The sequence below is a fragment of the Sphingobium sp. RC1 genome (genome assembly GCF_059738765.1).
The window spans coordinates 854,769-874,312 of record NZ_AP027306.1; the positions used below are offsets into that span (position 1 = coordinate 854,769).

A 19,544-nucleotide genomic window follows, 5' to 3' on the forward strand; every position below is an offset into this window, starting at 1 on the left:
CAGCTCCCATTTACCCATTTCCGGGAAGGCAGACTGACCGCAAGCCACTCGTCGCGGCGAGTCAATCAATGCTTACCGGGCTTGCTCGACGTGCCGGGCGCTGTTGGGTTGAGCAACTGGACGCCGCTAGGCAATCCGGTGCCGCCCATGTCGATCCTGGTCACCTCTTCGCGGGCTATCCGTGCGGGGTTGTCGCGTTCCTTGATGGCGGCCTTGGTTTCCTCGTCCTGTCCCTGATCGTCGCTGCTGTCGCTGCCACGGGTCCAGCCCAGGATGATCGACATGCGGCGGTTGCGCGGGTCGTAAACATTGCCCTTGGCGAAGGGTTCGCGGTCGGCGACGCCTTCGATGCGGGCGAAGCGGTCGTTGCCGATGCCGCTCGCCGCCAGCGTCTTGCGCGTGGCTTCGGCGCGGGCGGAGGAGAGCATCCAGTTGTTCATACTCTGGCCCGAACTGTAGGGCAGGCCGTCGGTATGACCGCGCACGATCAGCGGATTGGGCATGTCGCGCACGACGCCCGCCACTTCGCTCACCAGATCGCGGGCCTGTGGCAGCAGATTGTCGGTGCCCATGGCGAACATCGCGAAATTGGATTCGTCGATGAGGTCGATGCGTAAGCCTTCGCGGGTTTCGGTGAAGCGGACGTTGCGGCGCAGCTTGTCCATGCCCTTCTTGCGGGCCATGCGCGCTTCCAGTTCCTTCTTCACGGCTTCGAACTTGGCGCGGTCGGCGGCGCGGGTGGCCTTGCCGCCCTGATCCTTCGTGCCGGTCGCGTCGCGCGGGATGGTGATGGCAAGGTTACCCTGACCGCCGGTCGTGGGATAATTTTCCTTGCTGACCATGCTATCGCCGCCGAACAGGCCGCTTGACCCGGCCGAGGACATTTTCAGTTCGACCAGCGTCGGCGTGAAATAATCGGCGAGGCCCTTGCGCTGTTTTTCGGTGGTTGCGCCGAGCAGCCACATCAGCAGGAAAAAGGCCATCATCGCCGTCACGAAGTCGGCATAGGCGACCTTCCACGCACCGCCATGATGACCGCCATGGCCATCGACGATGATCTTCTTGACGATGATCGGCCGGGGTTCGGGCTCGTTACCGCCGCGCTTCTTTTCGGCCATGGCTTATTTGCCCCGCATGCCGTCGAACACTTCGGCGAAGGCCGGCTGGTTCGCATGGGTCAGGCTGGAGCGCGCAGCTTCGATGACGAGCGGCTGGGGATGGCCATGGAGCGAGGCGATGATGATCTGCTTCACCACATGGTACATGGCGCCGTCCGCCTCGATCACCGCGCGGCAGCGATTGGCGAAGGGTCCGACCATGCCATAGGCGAGCAACACGCCAAGGAAGGTGCCGACGAGCGCAGAACCGATCATGCCGCCCAGGATTGCCGGGGGCTGGTCGATCGATCCCATGGTCTTTACGACGCCCAGAACCGCCGCGACGATGCCGAGGGCGGGGAGGGCGTCGGCCAGACCCTGAAGATTGTCGGCGGGCTTCAACGCTTCATGATGATGCGTCTTGAGGGCATTATCCATGACCTCTTCGACCGCATGCGGATCGAGCGTGCCCGAGGAGACGACGACGAGGCGCAGCGTGTCGCTCATCAGGTGGATCAGCGTCTTGTCAGCCATCAGGCGGGGATATTCGGAGAAGATGGTGGAACTGGCCGGGTCCTCGATATGCGGTTCCAGCGCCACGGGGCCTTCGACGCGCAGCGTCTTCATCAGGCGCGAGACGAGGAAGATGCAGTCGAGAAAATCCTGCTTCTTATATTTGGGGCCTTTGAACACCTTGCCGACGCCGCCGCCCAGCGCCTTCAGGTCCGCGCCCGAATTGCCGATGATCAGCGCGCCGACAGCGGCGCCGCCGATGATGAGCATTTCATGGGGCAGGGCGTGGAGAACGGGACCGATGTCGCCGCCCGTGAAGATGAAGCCGCCAAATACCATGGCGAGCAGCACGACCAGGCCAATGATTGCGAACATGAGTACCCCTGAAAATTCTGCCCGCCGGGCTTTCACCCGACGACGCAAGATGCGCTTTCGTCAGATGGTTAACGCCCAATGGTTAGCGGGAGGTTTAGGATGGGAGGTTTTTTCTGCCGTTCCGGTTTCTTATCGTCATCCCAGCGGAAGCTGGGATCTCGGGCCGGGTTGCGCGCCCTCTCCTGAGATCCCAGCTTTCGCCGGGATGACGAACAGGGGAGGGCGGTGTTGACGCTTAGCGGATCAGGTCGAACAGCGTCTGCTGATTGATCCGTGCGAAGGCGGACTGAGCGGCTTCCAGTTGGAGCAGCTTGCTCTTCACCGACGATATGACTTCGGACAGGTCGGTCGATTCGAGGCCCTGACGGCGTTCCTTCAGGTCCAGATCGACGCTGGTCAGCCGGTTGCCGGTCACGTCCAGCCGGTCGCTACGGACGCCTTGCTTGGCCTGTTCGATCGTGATGTGGCTTTGTCCCGCCTTGATCGCGGTCAGCGCCGATTGGAGGTCAGCGTCGGTGCCGCCCTGCAAGGCGGTGAGCGCCTGGGCCAATATGCCGTCCAGCGTCATGGGCGTTCCGCCGACGTCGATTCCTTCCGAAACCTCCTGCCGGGTGCCGACCACTGCCAGATTGAGCCCCCGGCTCACCGGAACCAATACGCTCTGCGTATCGTCGAATACCGGCACGCCCTGATAGTCGGTCTGATTAAGCAGCGAACCGATAGCCTCGCGAATGCCCTTCACATCTTCGTAGATCGCGGTGCGTTGCGCATCGTTGAGCGATCCGTTGCGGGCGGAGGTCACCAGTTCCTGCGCGCTGATGAGGAGGGTGTTGATCTCTTCGAGATTCGATTCGGCGTTGGCTGCGCGGCCCTGACCATAGCTGACATTGGCCTGCCAGGATGATTGCTGCGCCTGCGCCTTGCCGATTTCCGACACCTGAACCCAGGCCAGCGCATTGTCCGATGGCTTGGTCAACGTGATCCCGGTCGAAATGGCGGTCTGCCCTTCGATGATGCCCTGCGACAGCTGCTGCTGACGGCGGATTTCGGCGATCAGCGTCTTGTTGGTGATGCCTACCATGGGTCAGCCCTTTTTAGATGATCTGCAGAATGGCATCGACGGTTTCCTTCGCGATCTGAAGGATTTTCGCCGAGCCGGAATAGGCCTGCTGCAAACGCAGAAGTTCCGCCGCTTCCATGTCGAGATCGACGCCGCTGACCGCTTCGCGTGCGGCGATCGCCTGGTCGCTGCGGCCCTGCGCGGTGGTTTGTTCGGCTTTGATGGACGCGAGCAGGTTCGCCTGCGTCGCGATGATCGATGTCCAGCCCTGTTCGACGCTGCCATTGCCGCGCAGGACGGTGCCCGCGTCCAGCAGGTTGCCGTTGAGCCTTCCGTCCGTGGATTTGGTCGCCAGCGCCGCGGGATCGGTGATCAGCGCGGTGACGGTTGCCGCCGTCGTACCGGAGAGGAGCGCGGCGCCTGCCACATTCGCGTCGGTACGGCCCTGCGCGTGCCAAGCGTTCATGTTCGTCACGAACTGCTGCGCCAGCGTGTCCAGGCTGGTGCGGCGCTGCGTCGTTATGTCAGCCGAGGAAAAGAGGCCGCCCAGCGTCCCGTTGGAGGGTGCGGTCAGCGCCGTGCCGCCAGCGGTGGCGAGCGCCAGCGTGCCGTTGGCATTGACGGTCAGTGCCAGCGTCGTTGCGTTGTCGCCCTGCACGATCGTGGTGCCATTATAATTGACCGTTGCCACGTCATGCGCGCCGAAGCTGATATCGACATTCAGATTGGCCGACAGCGTGTTCAACGCCGCGTCGCGGCCGTCGAGCAGCTGCGCATAGGCTGACGTGCCGGGCTGCGCGCGCAGCAGGCTGTTGTTGATGCCCGCCAGCTGGGACAGCGATCGGTTGATGGTTTCGACGGACGCGGTCGCTTCGGTGGCGATGCCGCTGGATACCTGCGAGAGGTCGGCCGAGGTGCGCTGAAACGCTTCTGCGACGCGATTGATGCTGTCGAGCGTCGTAACGCGCAGCGATCGGTCGCTGGGGCTGGCCGCGAGCTTGTCGATATTCTGGAACATGCCGGTCATCAGTTTGCCGATGCCGGTGTCCGTGTCGTTGAGCGCACCTTCCATATCGCTCATCCAGCGCAGGCGCGCCGTCGAACTGCTGAGCGCCATGCCGCTGGAGCGGACGGCGGCATCAAGATAGGGATCGGCGGCGCGGGCGACGCCTGATACTTCGGTGCCGCCGAAATTGGCGCGGGCGATGTAGGTCGCCATCGTCGCGGTGGACGAGCCGGACTCGACGGTCGTCAGCGAACGACGCGAATAGCCTTCGGTGCTGGCGTTCGCGATATTTTCCGAGATCGCGGCCATCGCCTGGCGGTAGGCTTTCGTGCCCGAGGCGCCGATGATGAAGAGGTCGCTCATGCGCCCTTATCCGGTGTGACCGGAGCGGCGGGGGCTTTGGGCATTCGGCTTTCATATTGGCGTAGCAGCATCTCCGCGATGCCGAGGCTGCCCTTTTCCGCCATCGTATCGGCGGTGCGGGCGTCGGACATGTCGCGAAACTGTTCGGTGGCGCTGGAATCGAAGATGCCTTCGCCGCCGCCAGACTGGCGCATGGTGCCGATCATCTGGCGCAGGAAGATGGCCTCGAACTGCTTGGCGGTCTTCTCCAGCTGCGCCTTTTCGGGCGATGCGCTGGGCTGAACCCCTGTGGAAATCGAATTTATCTGCATCACAACACCACCAGTTCAGCCTTCATCGCGCCCGCCTGTTTCAAGGCTTCGAGGATCGCGACCATGTCGGCGGGGGAAGCCCCGATGGCATTCACCGCCTTCACTATATCGGCCAGCGATGCTCCACCTTTAAAATTGATCATTGGTTTCTTTTCCTGATCGATCGAAATCGAGCTGGAAGGCTCCAAGGCGGTGCGCCCTTGCGAGAAGGGGGCGGGCTGGACGATGCGGGGGCTTTCGTTGACGCTGACGGTCAGTTTGCCATGCGCGACGGCGGCCGGATGAATCCTGACCGCGCCGTTTATCACGACCGTGCCGGTGCGGGCGTTGACGATGACCTTTGCGGGGGCATCGGCGGGCTTGATCTCGATATTCTCGATCATGCCCATCATCATGATGCGGTCGGTCGCGCCGGGCGCGGCGTCGATGTTCACCGACACGGCATCGGTTGCGCGCGCGCGGTTGTCGCCGAAGGTGCGGTTGATGCCGTCGGCCACGCGCAATGCGGTGGTGAGGTCGGCTTCCGCGAGATTGAAGGTGAGGGTGGGCGCGGTGTCGAAGCCGGTGGCGACCGCGCGCTCGACCGTCGCACCGCCGGGAATGCGGCCGGCGGACGGGATGTTGACGGAGACCTGGCTGCCGTCCGCGCCCGATACGCCCAGGCCGCCTACGGCCAGATTGCCCTGCGACATGGCGTAGATTTCGTTATCCGCGCCGCGCAGGGGCGTCATGATCAGCGTTCCGCCGCGCAGCGACTTGGCCTTGCCGAGTGCCGAGACGGTGACGTCGAGGCGCTGGCCGGGCTTGGCGAATGCGGGGAGGTCGGCCGTGACCAGCACGGCAGCGGCATTCTTGAGCGCGGGGTTGATGCCCTGCGGCAGTGTGAGGCCGAAGCGCGAGACCATGCCCTTCACGCCCTGCGTCGCATAATCGAGGCTGTCGTCGCCCGTGCCAGCGAGGCCGACGACGATGCCGTAGCCGGTCAGCTGGTTGGGGCGGACGCCCTGGAAGGTGCCCAGGTCCTTGATCCGTTCGGCATGGGCGGCGGGCGCCGCAGCCAGAGCGAGGGCGGCAAGCAGAAGGCGGAACAGGCGGGTCATGGCTCTGCCGGTCTCCATCAGAAGGGGCTGATCATCGAGAAGAAGCGCTGCAGCCAGCCCTGGCGGCTTGCGCGGGCGATTTCGCCCTTGCCGGTGTAGATGATCTTGGCGTCGGCCACGCGGGTCGATGCGATGCGGTTGTCCGGCGTGATGTCCGCCTGACGGACGAGGCCGCTGATCTGGATGAACTCATCGCCGCGATTGAGCGTCAGCGCCTTTTCGCCCTTCACCAGCATCGTGCCGTTGGGATAGACCGCCGCGATCGTCACGGTGATTTCGCCGTTGAGGGCGTTCGACTGCGTCGCGTTGCCCTTGCCGGTGAAGCCCTGATCGCCGCTGGCGGCGACGTCGCTGGGCGAGAAGAGCTTCGAGAACAGGCCCGTGCTGGGCGGCGTCAGGCCGATGCTGCCGCTGCGGCTGGTATCGGCCGAATTGGTCTTGGTCGCCTGCGTGCGTTCGACCAGCACGATGGTGATGATGTCGCCGACGCTCTGCGCCCGCGCGCCGCTGGTGAGCGGGGTGTAGCCCATCGACGCCTGAAAGATCGAGCCGTTCGCCACAGGGGCGGCGGGCTGCGCAACCACCGTGGGGGCAAAAAATTGCCGCTCGGCATCCCGCTTTTTGCCGGCCATTGCCGGGGTGGCGGTGAGGGCCACCAGTGACAGCGCGAGGATCGAGGAGGAAGCGAGGCGCATCAGTCGGCTCACAGCTGCTGATTGACGTATTGGAGCATTTCGTCCGTCGCCTTGATCATCTTGCTGTTCACCTCATAGGCGCGCTGCGTTTCGATCATGTCGACCAGTTCCTCGACGACATTGACGTTCGAGGTTTCGAGATTGCCCGAGCGGATCATGCCGCGACCGTCGAGGCCAGCGACGCCGACCTGCGGGGTCCCGCTGGCGGCGCTTTCGGTCAGCAGGTTGCCGCCGATGGGCTGAAGGCCCGCCGGGTTCATGAAGCTGGCAAGCTCCACCTGGCCCAGCTGGGTTGGTTCGGTCTGGCCCTGAAGCGTCGCGGTGACGGTGCCGTCATTGCCGATGGTGATGCCGGTCGCGCCTTGCGGCACGGTGATCTGCGGGATCAGGGGCAGGCCGTCGCTGGTGACGATCGCGCCTTCGGCCGTCGTGCTGAAATTGCCCGCGCGGGTGTAGGCGGTGGTGCCGTCCGGGCGCTGGACCTGGAAGAAGCCGGAGCCTTCGATCGCCATGTCGAGCGCGTTGCCGGTCTGCTGCAGCGTGCCCTGCGTGTTGATCTTGCTGGTGCCCTGCATCGCGACACCCGAACCCAGATTGAGGCCGGTGGCGAACTTGTTCTCGCTGTCCGAATTGGCGCCTGCGGCCACCATCTGCTGGTAGGCGAGCGTTTCGAAATCGGCGCGGTCGCGCTTGAAGGCGGTCGTGTTGACGTTCGCCAGGTTGTTGGCGATCACGCGCATCTTCGTGTTCTGCGCGTCGAGGCCGGTGCGGGCGACGTGAAGGGCTGCGTTGGTCATGGTCTAACTCCGTGATGCCGTCAGGCTTGCTCAACGAAAAGCAAGGTTCGTGCCAAATTAACCATCAAGTCGCATGAGGGACGCGCCGCCGTCATCCAGCTGCTTGGCCGTGTCGATCAGTTTTACCTGCGTTTCCCACGCCCGGCTCGCTTCGATCATATCGACGAGCGCGGAGGTTGCGTTGACGTTGGAGCCTTCGATCGAACCACCCGTGACGGTCGCGAGCGGATCGGTCGGCAGGGCACCGCCGTTGGTTTCGCGGAACAGACCGTCCGTGCCCTTGGCGATGCTGGAGCCTACCGCACGTACGAGCTTCAGCCCATCGACGCGCTGCGGGTTAGCGGGATCACCGCCCTGTGGTACGCCCCAGATGCTGCCGTCCTGTGAGATGGAGACGCTGTCCATCTGCGGCAGGGTGATGGGGCCGCCTTCCCCCAGCACGGGCAAGCCGTCGCCGGTCGTGAGGAGGCCGCTGTCGGAGAGTTTAAGGTCGCCGCGGCGCGTATAAGCTTCGCTGCCGTCCGAGGCCTGAACGGCGAGCAGTGCATCGCCGTTCATGGCCACGTCCAGCGGATTGCCGGTTTCGACGACCGCGCCCTGCGCCATGTCGGACGCGATCACCTGTTCGGAGGCTTGCGCCCGCGTGTCGAAACCATCGCCCTTGATCCAGCGCGTCTCGGCATTGGCGATTTCCGCGCGGAAGCCAACCGTGTTGACGTTCGCGAGATTGTTGGAAATCGCCGCCTGCCGCGCCATCGCGCCGCGCATTGCGGTGAGTGCCGTGTTGACGAGCCGGTCCATGGGAAGGGTTCCTGTCCGTGGTAAGTCGCAGCGTGCTCCTGCGAAGGCAGGAGCCTAGATTTAGCGTTGGGACTGGGCTCCTGCCTTCGCAGGAGCACAAATCCCTATCCGCTATCAGGTGCGCATGTTGACGATGGTGGTCGACAGCGTGTTGGCCGCTTCGATCGCCTTCGAATTCGCCTGGAAGTTGCGCTGGGCCGAGATCAGGGCGACCAGTTCTTCCGTGATGTCCACGTTGGCGCGTTCGAGGGCGCCCGAGCGAACCGACCCATAAAGGCCGCTGTTGCCCGTGCCGAAGCGCGGCGCGCCGCTGGCCGAGGTAGAGGTCCAGTGCGCGTCGCCCTGCTGGCGCAGGCCATCCTGGCTGTTGAAAGCCGCCATGGCGGTGGTGCCGAGATAGACGGTCGAACCATCGGCATAGACGCCGGAGATTTGCCCGTCCTTGCCTACGCCGACGCTGTTCAGCTGATTACCGGTGCCGCCAGCGGGCCAGTTGGTGGGAACCTGAAGATCCGCGAGGTCGGCTGAGGTCAGGGTGCCAGCGGCAAGGCCGGCTGCGATGGCCGCGCTGGGCTGGCCAGTCGTGGGATCGACGGGGATGACCTGAACGCGCGCGCCGGTGGTATCGACCACGAAGCGGTCTTCGGTCAGCGACAGGGCGCCGTTACGCGTGAAGCTGACCTGGCTGTCGCCGGTGCGCTTGACGGTGAAGAAGCCTTCGCCGGTGATGGCGAGGTCCAGCGTCTTGTCGGTGCCTTCGATCGTCCCTTGAGTGAACTGCTGGGTGATGCCCTGCACGCGCGCGCCCTGACCAGCGACCTGCGTGGTCGTCTGCATCGGGGCGGCGGCGAAGATGTCACCGAACACGGCTTTGCTCTTCTTGAAGGCGGTGGAATTCACGTTCGACACATTGTTGGCGATGGTGGCCAGATCGGTCTGTGCGGCCTTCAGGCCGGAAAGCGAGATGTAGAAGGACATGGCGTTACTCCTTGGGTGAAAAGGATTTGGGGGTGAAAAGGATTTGGGTGATGAGGTTAGGAGAGTGAAATGGCGTCTGATGGGCTGTAGCTGCCCAATGCGGTGATGAGCTTGGATGCGCTGCCGTCAGCGGGTGACTGGACGGCGGCGATGGTGGCCCAGCTGGCGACACGGGAAGGCGTTGCGCCGTTGACGCGGATCTTGAGCGCGTCGGTGGCGACCCTGTTTCCAGCTTCGTCCTTGCCGTCCCAGTAGAAATTGGCGTCGCCTGCGGATCGGTTGCCAAGGTCGATGGTCTTCACGACATTGCCGTTGCCGTCCATCAGATCGACGCTCGCGCCGCTGGTGGCGTCGGCGAACGTGACCTGGCCGATATACTGGCCAGCGGCATCAGGGGCGACAATGTTGCTTTGCACCAGCATCGACTTGCCGATCCAGCTGGCGGCATCGCCCAGGCGCGAGCCGGTCAACTGCGAGGCCAGACCCTTCAGCGTCTGGTTCATTTCCGCGATGCCGCTGGAGTTGGTGATGGTCGCCATCTGGGCCACCATCTGCGCGTTATCCATCGGCGCGAACGGGTCCTGCGTCTGCATCTGCGCGGTGAGCAGGCGCAGAAAATCCGCCTGGCCCATTTCCGCCTTGCCGGTGCCGACATTCTTGTACGGATTATAGGCGGTAAGGCCTGCGCTGTCGGTGACGGTTGAGGTCGTGCTCATTTGCCGATCCTTATGGTTTCGAGCATGAGGGATTTGGCGGTGTTCAGCACCTGCACATTGTTCTGGTACATGCGGGCGGTCTCGATCATGTCGACCAGCTCCGCGCTGCTATCCACGGCCGATTCCCATACATCGCCATTCTTGTCGGCGAGCGGGTGATTGGGGTCGTGGCGCTTTGTCGGCTTGGCGTCGGTGGTGAGGACGCTGGCGACCTTGACCGTGGACACGCCGGGCTTGTCGGTGACCGATTCGAAAACGGGCTTGATGGCGCGATAGGCGGACGCCTCGCTGCCGGTGACATTGCCCGCATTGGCCATGTTGGAAGCGGTGGCGTTCAATCGCACCAGCTGCGCGCTCATGGCGCGGCCGGCGATGTCGAAGACGTTCATGGGGCCAGAACCGCTCATGCTCATTCTCCCCTCAATGCGCGAGTGACAGTGTTGATGCGGCCCTCAAGGAAGGAGAGGGTCGTGCGATATTTGACGGCGTTTTCGGCGAACAGCGTCTGTTCGGTGCTGAGTTCGACGGTATTGCCGTCGAGGCTGGGTTGCAGCGGCACGCGATAGCCCATGCTGTCGTCAACGGCCTTTGACACGTCGGCGATCGAGCTGCCCTGCTGGCGCGTCGTCGCTTCCTTGAGCGCGGCGTCGAAGTCGATGTCGCGCGCCTTGTACCCGGGGGTCGAGGCGTTCGCGATGTTGGATGCGAGCAGGGACAGGCGTTGCGAGCGAAGCGCCAGCGCCTTTCCATGTACTCCGAACAATCCGTCTTCGAGCGACATTTCCGTCTTTCCGTCTTTTTGCCCCGGGGGCCTAAAAGTTGTGGGCCGTCCGCCGTTCTGAAGCCTGATGGCGTGAACCACGGGTGATCCGAACGGGTATTCGCAAGAGCCGTGCCAATTTGCGTGGGTGACGCATCGGCAGGGACGAAAACGGCGGAAATCCTTGGGTTTGGATGAAGGCGGCGGCAGGGGCGGCAAGATTTTGCCGATCTCTGGCAAGGCTTTGCCGCTGGTGATCCGGGTGATTGGGGGAATTTTTGATGATCGGGATTTTGGCGCAACTCTTCGATCCCCTGACGCTGGCAATCATGATCGCGGGCGTGGGCGCGGTGGCGCTGTTTCAGAATGGCGGTCCGGCGATTGGGCGAGGGTTCGCGGCATTGGTGCCGCTGCTGCGCGCCGATCCGGACAAGGATCAGGCGACGGCCCGCGCGGCATTGCTGAAGATCGATCAGGTCGCGCAACTGCGCGGCCTTGCCTGCACCGACCGGGTGAAGACGGCCAATCCCTTCCTCGCCGAGGCGGCGCGGCGGCTTGCCAACAGCGAAAAGACCGAACAGTTCGAGATCTGGGCCGCGCAGGCGCTGGCCGACCGGGCGCGCCGCCATGCGGGTGCGCGCAATGTCTGGCTGTCCATCGCTGATGCCGCTCCTGCGCTCGGCATGGCGGGCACGATATTGGGCCTGATCGGCATGTTCGCGGCGATGAATGATCCGGCGACGCTGGGGCCGTCCATGGCGCTGGCGCTGCTGACGACGCTATATGGCGTGGTGATCGCCAACCTGATCGCTGCTCCCATTGCGAGCCGCCTTGCCGACCTGTCGGAGCGGGAGTTGGCGTGGCAGAAGGAAGCGGTCACCCGCATGGTCGCCATCGCCCGGCGCGAAAATGTGACGACGCTGCGGGCGTCCATCCGCGAGGTTGCATGATGACCGCTGCCGCATCTCAGGCCCGGCGCAATCGGTGGGCGGTGAGTTTCGCCGACCTGCTCTTGCTGCTGCTCGGCTTCTTCATCTTGCTTCAGGCGAGCGGGCAGAAGCGCGACGCCATGCTGGCGCAGGTACGGCAGCAATTTGGCGGGCGGGCCGTGGCCAAGGACATGGAGCTGCGCGCCGCGGAGCTATTCCTGCCGGATGAGGCCTTGTTGTCCGATCGGGGCAGGGCGGTGGTCGCCAGGGTCGGGGCTGGTTTGCGGCGAGGAACGGGCAGGATCGACATCAGCAGTTTGGGCACTGACCCAGCGCGGCGGCGGTTCGATCCGTGGGATCTGGCGGCCGCGCGGCTGGGCGCGGTGGCGCGCGAGTTGAAGGCGCAGGGGCTGGCCGACGATCGGCTGCGCATTCGGGGTCTCGATCAGATGGATGGCGGCACGGGCAAGGGGCAGGTGATCCGCATCGGTGAAGCTGCCGGGCGGCGTTAACGACTTGTTAGCCATGTCGGATGCTTAATGCGTGGCATGAATCTGCCTGCATCCGGAGATATGCTGTGAACAAGCTGCCCTTCATTGCCGCCATGGCGCTGGCCGCAGCGGCTGCTCAGCCCGCGCTGGCGCAGCAGAAATTCGAAAATCTCGATCGCCTGGACGGGCTGGTCGCGATGACCGTGGGCGCCAATATCGGCGAACCGGGCGGTCCTGTCGCGCCGGTCGATCGGCGGTTGCGGCTGGCGGCTTGCCCGGTGACGCCCAGCGTCGAAGGGCCGACTTTCGGCGCGGCGATCGTGAAGTGCGACGCCCTTGGCTGGCGCATACGCGTGCCGCTGAGCGGCGGTGGCGCTGGTGCTGGTGCTGCTACTGTGGCGCCGATCGCCCGCTATGGCGCGGCGGCTGCTCGCCCGGCGCAGCGCGACCTGGTGGTAAAGCGCGGCGACCCCGTCCAGCTGATCGCTGGCAATGCGAGTTTCAGTGTGTCGCGCGTGATGATTGCGGATGAAGATGGCGCCGTGGGTGACACCATCCGCGTGCGTGAAGACAAGAAATCGGCGCCCGTATTGGCGCAGGTGGTCGAAATGGGCACTGTGCGCATTCCGGGATTTAATGATTTTTGAACCCGGCCGTTATACACAGGGCGGGACGAGTGAAGGATAGTTAGCCATGATCAAATCTGTCGGCCAGAATATGAGCGCCGCCATAGAGGCTTCCCGCTTGCGGGACAGCGGCAAGGCGCGCAGCGCTTCCGACAAGGGGTCGTCAAACGTGTCATCCTTTTCAGCATCGGCCAGCCCGGCTGCTCGCATGGCTGCGGAAGGTGCGCCGGTCGATATGGACCGCGTCGCCGCGATCAAGGCGGCCATTGCGTCGGGCAATTATCCGGTCGATGCGGCTGCGATCGCTGACAAGATGCTCGCGCTCGACCTGCCGGTTAACGGGTAAGATTGCCGATGCCGCTCGGGCTTGCAGCGCTGGATGACCTCTTCTCCGCTTTTGAGGAGCTGCGCGCGGCGCTTGATGGCACCGACGTGGCGGCCATAGATGCCGCCGCATCTCATGTAAGCAAGAGCGCCGCCGCAGTGCGCGCGATCGGCGCATGGCGCGCGGACGAGGCGATTCGTGAAAAGGTTACGGCGCTGCTGCCGATGATTGAAGCGGCGCGGGTGCGAATCAATGTGTTGACCGATCATGCGGGGCAGCGGCTGTCTTTGCTGGCGGCGCATGGATCGATGCAGGCGCCTTTGGTTTACGGGCGGTAGATTCCAGCCTTCGCAGGAGTAAGATTAGCAAGAAACAGGGCGCCCATGTGGCGCCTTTTTCTTTGCATGCTGAACACGCCATCAATATTTATGGAGCGCGCGTTAACCAAATCTTGGCATAACCCTTGCTCTAATGGTCCCCGGTACCAACGGGGATTTTTCATTTGTCGGCTTTTGCAGACATATCAGCGACAGGCGCTTCGACCGGCAACCGCGTGACGAACGCGATCGCCATGGCGAGCCGCAGAACGGGCGTGGACTTCGCCTATCTGCTGGGTCAGGCCAAGATTGAAAGCAGCCTTAATCCCACGGCGCGGGCGAGCACTTCGTCGGCGCGGGGCCTGTATCAATTTGTCGATCAGAGCTGGCTTGCCGTCATCGACAAGCATGGCAGCGAATATGGGCTGGGCTGGGCAGCCGACATGATCAGCCGGGGCCAGAATGGCCGCTATTATGTCGCTGATCCGGACATGCGGCAGCAGATCCTGGACCTGCGCAACCATCCTGAGACTGCCTCCGTCATGGCTGCGCAGCATGCCGCCGACAACAAGGCTTATCTGGAGCAGCGGCTCGGTCGCGAGGCGCAGCCGGTCGATCTTTACCTCGCCCATTTTCTGGGCGTCGGTGGCGCGAGCAAGTTCCTGTCCGTTCACGACCGCGCCCCCAATGCGACGGCCGCGTCGATGTTCCCGGCGGCTGCACGCGCGAACCGCTCCATCTTCTACGATCGCTCCGGCAGTCCGCGCAGCTTTGCGGAAATCCGCGATCGGTTCGCGTCGAAGCTTCAGCGCGGCGTTGATTCGATCGACACCGGCCCAATCCAATATGCCGCCGCCTCGCTGCCCGAAGGCGCGAAGACGGTGCAGCCCGCCGACTATGTGCGGATCGAAACCCAGCGCCTTGCGAACGCGGCGGACGTCTCCGTCCGGCCTGATCCGCAGACCGCGCGCCTCGCCTATCTCATGCTCGCCACCCTCGGAAGGTAACGGCCACTCATGACTCCTGCCCAAGTCAAAGCGAAGATCTGGATGAGCGCCGCCAAGGGGGCGGTGCTGCCCATCGCGACGCTGATGGTCGTATTGTTCATGATGGTGCCGGTGCCCGCCTTCATGCTGGACGTCGGCTTCATCACCAACATCATGATCAGCCTTGCGGTGCTGATGGTGGCGCTCAATGCCGCCAAGCCCCTCGACTTTTCGAGCTTCCCGACGGTGCTGCTGTTCGCGACCTTGCTGCGGCTGGCGCTGAACGTCGCATCGACCCGCGTGGTGCTGGTGCAGGGGCATGAAGGATCGGACGCGGCGGGGCATGTCATCGAAGCCTTTGGCCACTTCCTAATCGGCGGCGACTATGTCGTCGGCATCTTCGTCTTCGCGATCCTGATGATCATCAACCTGGTGGTCATCACCAAGGGCGCGGGCCGCGTGTCGGAAGTCAGCGCGCGCTTCACCCTGGACGCATTGCCCGGCAAGCAGATGGCGATCGACGCCGACTTGAACGCGGGTCTCCTGACGCCTGAAGAAGCCAAGGTCCGCCGTCGCGAAGTCGCGACCGAAGCGGATTTCTACGGTTCGATGGACGGTGCGTCCAAGTTCGTGAAGGGTGACGCGGTCGCGGGCATCCTGATCCTGGCGATCAACATCGTCGGCGGCATCATCCTGGGCGTGGTCAGCCATGGCCTGTCGATGGGCGAGGCCGCGCAGACCTATATCGTCCTTGCCATCGGCGACGCTCTGGTGGCGCAGGTTCCGGCGCTTTTGCTCTCCATCGCCGCCGCCGCCATTGTGACGCGCGTCGGCAGCGAGCAGGAGCTTTCGGACCAGATCACCGGCCAGTTCGGATCGAGCAAGGCTTGGGCGCCGGTCGCCGCGATCCTGACTTTCCTCGGCATCCTGCCCGGCATGCCGCACATGATCATCCTGCCCGCCGCAGCGATCGCGGGCTATATCGCCTGGCACTTGCGCAAGACCGCGAAAGCGAAGGCGGCAGAGCCCGCGCCCATGCCGGAACCGGCCAACCCGGCGCTGATCGAATGGAATGATGTGTCCGACGGCGCGATCCTCGGCCTCGAAATCGGCTATGGCCTGATTTCGCTGGTCGATGAGCGCAAGGGCGCGCCGCTGATGGCCCGCATCACCGGCATCCGTCGCCAGTTGTCGAAGGAATTGGGCTTTGTCGTGCCGATGGTCCGCGTGAAGGACAATCTGGCGCTGGAGCCGAACCAGTATCGCATCACCATCGCTGGCGTTGTTGTCGGCGAGGATGAGATTTATCCCGACGATCTGCTGGCGCTCGACAGTGGCGCGCTGGAAGGCGTGGTGTCCGGGCGTGAGACGAAGGATCCGACCTTCGGTCTGGACGCGGTGTGGATTTCTGCCGCCAAGCGCAGCGAAGCGGTGGTCTGCGGCTATACGGTCGTCGATCCGCCGACGGTGGTCGCGACGCACCTCAACCAGCTGATCGCCATGAATGCAGCTGAGATGTTCGGCCTCGACGAAGCGCGCAAGCTGCTCGACAACCTCAAGGATGCGGCGCCGCAACTGGTCGATGGGCTGACCCCCGGCACGCTCAGCCTCACGCAGATTTCCGCCTTGTGCCGTGCGCTGCTCTCCGAAGGCATTGCGCTCAAGGACTTCCGCCGCATCTGCGAGGCGATGGTTGACGCGGCTCGGCCCGACATGAGCCATGAACAGCTAGTCGAAGCCGTCCGTCAGCGCATCGGTGCGCTCATCATACAGGGCCTTGTGCCCGTGAAGATGCCACTGCCGGTCATCACGCTGGACGGTGATCTGGAAGCGCTGCTCGCCCAGGCGATGCGCGTTGCGGGCGATGCCAAGCATCCGATCGAACCCGCGCTTGCAAACCGCATCATCGAAGCGGTGGTGCAGGCGGCACGGCCCATCATGGGGCAGGCGCGCAACTTCGCCATCGTCACTTCGCCAGTGGCGCGCCGCGCGCTGGCCCGCCTGTTCAAGCCGCATCTGCCCGAAACGCCGGTGCTGTCCTTCCTGGAAATTCCCGATGGCAAGGGCGTGGAAGTCGTCGCCGTCGTCGGCGGCGAACAGCGGCCCGCGCCGCGCCATGATCCGCTGCCTGCACGCGAACGCGTGGCCTAAAGGAGCCTGACCCATGTTCATGAAAAAGGTCGTCGCCGGTTCCGATGCCAATACCTACGGCCGGTCGAACAATAGCCCCGAACAACTCGCCCGGCGCTATATGCCGCTGGTGCGCAAGATCGCCTGGCATGTGCATGGCCGGGTATCGAGCGCGGTCGAGGTCGAGGATTTGTTGCAGATCGGCATGGTCGCGCTGGTCGAGGCCGCCAATGGTTTTGAGGATCGCGGCTTTGGCTTCGCCTCCTATGCGCAAATGCGCGTGCGCGGCGCGATGATTGATCATCTGCGGCGAGGCGCGACGATCGCCCGGTCAGCCATGGCGAACCGTAAGCAGCTGGCCGCAGTGCGCAACCGGCTGGAGCAGCAATTGCGCCGCGCCCCCCTCGAAGCCGAAATGGCGAGCGAAATGGGCATGGAGGCGGCCGCCTATCGCGAACTCGCCGACAGCTGCGAGATGGTTCAGCACACCAGCATGGATGAGGTTTATTCCGATCAGTCCATGTGGTTTGCCGATGTGGAAGACCGCGCGGATGACGTGATGGAGCGGGAGTCGCTCAAGGCAGCGCTCGCCGGGTGCATCGGCGAACTGCCGCAGCGTGAGGCGCTGGTGTTGCAGCTCTATTTTGTCGAGGAATTGAACCTGGAGGAAATCGGCCAGGCGCTCGACATTGGCGCGGCACGGGTGTGTCAGATTAAGAAGGCTGCATTGGATAAGCTGCGCGAGACGTTGCGGGAGTGGGACTGAGGCTTTCGTTCTGTGCTCCTGCGAAGGCAGGAGCCTAGGGCTGCCGTAGAAGCTGGGCTCTCACGAACCACTCGTTTCGTTCGAGTGCCTTCGCAGGAGCACGGGACCTCATGTGGCGATGTCGTCAAACAGGTCGCGCCACTTGGGATTTAATTCCTCGATCAGGCGCAGCTTCCACGCACGCTTCCACTTTTTGATTTGTAGTTCGCGCAGCCGGGCTTCCTGCAAGTCATCATGAGCTTCGAACCAGACGAGCGAGTAGCAGCGATATCGTGAGGTAAACTCGCTGCCAAAGCCATTTCGATGCTGCCACGTGCGCTGGATCAGATCGCTTGTTACGCCAAGGTAAAGCGTAGCATTGCGGCCGCTCGACATGAGATAGACGTAACCTGTTTTGATCATGCCCTTCGGCCTACCGTGTTCCTGCGGAGGCAGGAACCCAGTTGTGCCGTGTGGACTGGGCTCCTGCCTCCGCAGGAGCACAAAGTTCATCACCGATCGTTCGCGACTGCCTGCTGAAGCGGAGCCGCCCCTCGGACCTGCTCGGGATAGTGGGGCGGACGATAGCTTTGTGCTCGCCACCATGGCTCGGCCACCTGGAACAGCCCGCTGCGTTCGGCCTTTTGCCCCAGATCTTTGCGGGCGGTGACAGCGGCAAGGACGGGGGCAAGCACGAGGCCCGCGACTACCGGCATGATCCATCCAACCGATGTGCCGCCCCTGATCGCCAGCACGGTCAGCAGGCCGCCAAGCATGATATGATATTTGAACAGCCAGATGGCGCTGGTGATCGACATACCGTCGCGGTCGCGGATTTGCCCGCTCCAGCTGCTTTTCCGGCCCATCAATATGCCGAACAGGTTGATCGTCTGGGTCAACATACTGACGGGCGCCATCAGGATGGAAAGCGCGATGTCGGCGATGACGCCACGGCTCATGCGGGCCGCTCCGCCAAAGCCGATGCGGCGGGCGGGATCTGCCATTGCCCATCCCATCGCCAGCAGCTTTGGACCAAACAGCAGCACCGCCGTCAGCGCCAGAAGGCCGCCCGATGGCAGGATGGCGCTGGGCGGCCACACGCCAGCCAGCGCGCCGCCCAGCACCACCAGCATCAGCGCGAGCCAGAGCGGTGACGTGCAATAGGCCGAAGCGCCGACCAGCAGTTGGAAGCGGCTGACCAGATGCAGTCCCCTGATCTTGGGGATGAGCGGCACATGCTGGATATTGCCCTGGCACCAGCGCCGATCGCGGGTCGCGAGGTCGGGCAGGGAAGGGGGAAACTCCTCGAAACTGTCGTCCGCCATGACCATGTGAACGTCCCAGCCGCGCCTCCGCAGCAGCGCGGCCTCGATCATGTCATGGCTCATGATATGGCCGCCAAATGGCGCGCGTCCCGGCAGTTCGGGAAGGCCGCAGCTTTGCGCGAAGGCCTTGGTGCGCAGGATGGCATTATGCCCCCAGAACATGCCTTCCGATCCCGCCCACCAGATCATGCCCGCAGCGGAAATGGGGCCGAACAGGCGGCTGGCGAACTGTTGCCAGCGCGCGAAGAAGGTAGTCGCGCCTACGAGCGTCGGCACGGTCTGGATAAGGCCGACATGCGGGTGCCGTTCCATGTCGAGCGCGAGGCGCGCCATGGTCTGACCGCTCATCACGCTGTCGGCATCCAGCACGATCATATAGTCGTAGCCGCCGCCGAAACGCTGAACCCATTCGGCGATATTGCCCGGCTTGCGACCGATATTCAGCGCGCGTCGGCGATAATGGACGGGGCGCGAGAAGCCCTTGCGCATTTCCATATAGGCCTGGCGCTCAATCTCTCCATTGGCGGGGTTGGAATCGCTCAGGATGAAGAATTCGAAGCGTTCATGACCCATGACCTGCGCCAGCGAGCGTTCCATGAACGAGAGGCGGCCCATGACGCCCAGGAAATCCTCATTACAGACGGGTAGAAGCACGGCCGTGCGGCCCTGGATCGGACTAGCGAACAGCGCGCGATGGGGTTGGGCGCCCGGACCCTTGCCCAAGGTCAGCGTGAGGAAGCCAATCAGGCTGGTCGCAAAGCCGAAGGCGATCCACGCGAACAGCGGAATGAAGAGGGCGAGATAGACGCCTTCCCATAGCGAAATGCCGTCCAGACCAATCGATCGCCGCATCTCATGAGCCGCAATGGAGGCGGGAAGCAAAGCCAGCAGCACGACCAGTATGCGCCGCGCCCATTGGTCGATATTCAGCGGCCGATGGGGGAAGTCACGCGGACGCTTCCGGAAATCCTGTTCCGGCATGGCGAGGGGCATTTCGGCGGGCACATGCTCGAACCCGCGCGCAAGGGCTTGCGCCGCTTCGCCGCTCGTCTGCCCGCCACCGATCGCCATCCTGTGTTTCCGTTCTGTCATCGTAAC

General features: G+C 63.7%; 23 protein-coding genes. 8 read left to right on the forward strand and 15 right to left on the reverse strand.

Annotated elements, in window-relative coordinates; translation table 11 throughout:
* Positions 1-65: 65 nt before the first annotated feature.
* From AC6JBC_RS04130 to flgB, 13 genes are all read right to left on the reverse strand, one after another.
* Positions 66-1,118 (reverse strand): flagellar motor protein MotB, encoded by a 1,053-nt coding sequence (locus AC6JBC_RS04130; RefSeq protein WP_498025546.1) that lies wholly within the window; start codon positions 1,116-1,118, stop codon positions 66-68.
* A gap of 3 nt (positions 1,119-1,121) precedes the next feature.
* Positions 1,122-1,985, reverse strand: coding sequence for a flagellar motor stator protein MotA (gene motA, locus AC6JBC_RS04135; RefSeq protein ID WP_464787288.1), 864 nt, complete (start codon positions 1,983-1,985; stop codon positions 1,122-1,124).
* A 235-nt stretch (positions 1,986-2,220) separates the two neighbouring features.
* Complete coding sequence (locus AC6JBC_RS04140; RefSeq protein WP_464787287.1) at positions 2,221-3,066, reverse strand: flagellin; 846 nt, start codon at positions 3,064-3,066, stop codon at positions 2,221-2,223.
* Positions 3,067-3,079: 13 nt separating this feature from the next.
* Complete coding sequence (gene flgK / locus AC6JBC_RS04145) at positions 3,080-4,414, reverse strand: flagellar hook-associated protein FlgK (protein WP_498025548.1); 1,335 nt, start codon at positions 4,412-4,414, stop codon at positions 3,080-3,082.
* Positions 4,411-4,725, reverse strand: coding sequence for a rod-binding protein (locus tag AC6JBC_RS04150; RefSeq protein WP_498025550.1), 315 nt, complete (start codon positions 4,723-4,725; stop codon positions 4,411-4,413). Before AC6JBC_RS04150 ends, flgK begins: the two co-directional genes overlap by 4 nt.
* A complete protein-coding gene (locus AC6JBC_RS04155; RefSeq protein WP_498025551.1) occupies positions 4,725-5,825 on the reverse strand; it encodes a flagellar basal body P-ring protein FlgI in 1,101 nt (366 codons plus the stop codon). Before AC6JBC_RS04155 ends, AC6JBC_RS04150 begins: the two co-directional genes overlap by 1 nt.
* Before the next feature lie 17 nt (positions 5,826-5,842).
* The gene (locus AC6JBC_RS04160; protein WP_498025552.1) at positions 5,843-6,520 is read right to left on the reverse strand and encodes a flagellar basal body L-ring protein FlgH; all 678 of its coding nucleotides are present in this window, start codon (positions 6,518-6,520) and stop codon (positions 5,843-5,845) included.
* Between the two features lie 8 nt (positions 6,521-6,528).
* The gene (gene flgG / locus AC6JBC_RS04165; RefSeq protein ID WP_449473868.1) at positions 6,529-7,317 is read right to left on the reverse strand and encodes a flagellar basal-body rod protein FlgG; all 789 of its coding nucleotides are present in this window, start codon (positions 7,315-7,317) and stop codon (positions 6,529-6,531) included.
* A 57-nt stretch (positions 7,318-7,374) separates the two neighbouring features.
* Positions 7,375-8,118 carry a flagellar basal body rod protein FlgF gene (locus AC6JBC_RS04170; RefSeq protein ID WP_498025554.1) on the reverse strand — a complete coding sequence of 248 codons (744 nt, stop codon included), beginning with the start codon at positions 8,116-8,118 and terminating at the stop codon, positions 7,375-7,377.
* 114 nt (positions 8,119-8,232) lie between these two features.
* The gene (locus AC6JBC_RS04175; RefSeq protein WP_498025555.1) at positions 8,233-9,096 is read right to left on the reverse strand and encodes a flagellar hook-basal body complex protein; all 864 of its coding nucleotides are present in this window, start codon (positions 9,094-9,096) and stop codon (positions 8,233-8,235) included.
* 56 nt (positions 9,097-9,152) lie between these two features.
* The gene (locus AC6JBC_RS04180; RefSeq protein WP_464801499.1) at positions 9,153-9,812 is read right to left on the reverse strand and encodes a flagellar hook assembly protein FlgD; all 660 of its coding nucleotides are present in this window, start codon (positions 9,810-9,812) and stop codon (positions 9,153-9,155) included.
* A complete protein-coding gene (flgC, locus tag AC6JBC_RS04185) occupies positions 9,809-10,219 on the reverse strand; it encodes a flagellar basal body rod protein FlgC (protein ID WP_449473860.1) in 411 nt (136 codons plus the stop codon). Before flgC ends, AC6JBC_RS04180 begins: the two co-directional genes overlap by 4 nt.
* 2 nt (positions 10,220-10,221) lie before the next feature.
* Positions 10,222-10,593, reverse strand: coding sequence for a flagellar basal body rod protein FlgB (gene flgB, locus AC6JBC_RS04190; protein ID WP_498025556.1), 372 nt, complete (start codon positions 10,591-10,593; stop codon positions 10,222-10,224).
* A gap of 260 nt (positions 10,594-10,853) precedes the next feature.
* Here flgB and AC6JBC_RS04195 point away from each other — a divergent pair, with 260 nt between their 5' ends.
* From AC6JBC_RS04195 to AC6JBC_RS04230, 8 genes are all read left to right on the forward strand, one after another.
* On the forward strand, positions 10,854-11,522 hold the full coding sequence (locus tag AC6JBC_RS04195; protein WP_498025558.1) for a MotA/TolQ/ExbB proton channel family protein: 669 nt from the start codon (positions 10,854-10,856) through the stop codon (positions 11,520-11,522).
* On the forward strand, positions 11,519-12,013 hold the full coding sequence (locus tag AC6JBC_RS04200; RefSeq protein ID WP_498025559.1) for a flagellar motor protein MotB: 495 nt from the start codon (positions 11,519-11,521) through the stop codon (positions 12,011-12,013). Before AC6JBC_RS04195 ends, AC6JBC_RS04200 begins: the two co-directional genes overlap by 4 nt.
* A gap of 92 nt (positions 12,014-12,105) precedes the next feature.
* The gene (locus tag AC6JBC_RS04205) at positions 12,106-12,639 is read left to right on the forward strand and encodes a flagella basal body P-ring formation protein FlgA (protein ID WP_498025995.1); all 534 of its coding nucleotides are present in this window, start codon (positions 12,106-12,108) and stop codon (positions 12,637-12,639) included.
* 46 nt (positions 12,640-12,685) lie between these two features.
* Positions 12,686-12,964, forward strand: a complete 279-nt coding sequence (gene flgM / locus AC6JBC_RS04210) for a flagellar biosynthesis anti-sigma factor FlgM (RefSeq protein WP_464787277.1) — start codon at positions 12,686-12,688, stop codon at positions 12,962-12,964.
* An 8-nt stretch (positions 12,965-12,972) separates the two neighbouring features.
* Positions 12,973-13,281, forward strand: a complete 309-nt coding sequence (locus AC6JBC_RS04215) for a hypothetical protein (RefSeq protein ID WP_498025560.1) — start codon at positions 12,973-12,975, stop codon at positions 13,279-13,281.
* Positions 13,282-13,445: 164 nt separating this feature from the next.
* Positions 13,446-14,267, forward strand: a complete 822-nt coding sequence (locus tag AC6JBC_RS04220) for a lytic transglycosylase domain-containing protein (protein ID WP_498025561.1) — start codon at positions 13,446-13,448, stop codon at positions 14,265-14,267.
* Positions 14,268-14,276: 9 nt separating this feature from the next.
* A complete protein-coding gene (flhA, locus tag AC6JBC_RS04225) occupies positions 14,277-16,397 on the forward strand; it encodes a flagellar biosynthesis protein FlhA (protein ID WP_498025562.1) in 2,121 nt (706 codons plus the stop codon).
* Between the two features lie 13 nt (positions 16,398-16,410).
* A complete protein-coding gene (locus tag AC6JBC_RS04230) occupies positions 16,411-17,142 on the forward strand; it encodes a sigma-70 family RNA polymerase sigma factor (RefSeq protein ID WP_498025563.1) in 732 nt (243 codons plus the stop codon).
* A 108-nt stretch (positions 17,143-17,250) separates the two neighbouring features.
* Here the strand turns inward: AC6JBC_RS04230 and AC6JBC_RS04235 are convergent, their stop codons facing one another.
* Together AC6JBC_RS04235 and mdoH are read right to left on the reverse strand one after the other, a co-directional pair.
* Positions 17,251-17,544: a GIY-YIG nuclease family protein gene (locus tag AC6JBC_RS04235; protein WP_498025564.1), complete on the reverse strand. Its 294-nt coding sequence runs from the start codon at positions 17,542-17,544 to the stop codon at positions 17,251-17,253.
* Positions 17,545-17,633: 89 nt separating this feature from the next.
* Positions 17,634-19,517, reverse strand: a complete 1,884-nt coding sequence (gene mdoH / locus AC6JBC_RS04240; protein WP_498025565.1) for a glucans biosynthesis glucosyltransferase MdoH — start codon at positions 19,515-19,517, stop codon at positions 17,634-17,636.
* Positions 19,518-19,544: the final 27 nt, after the last annotated feature.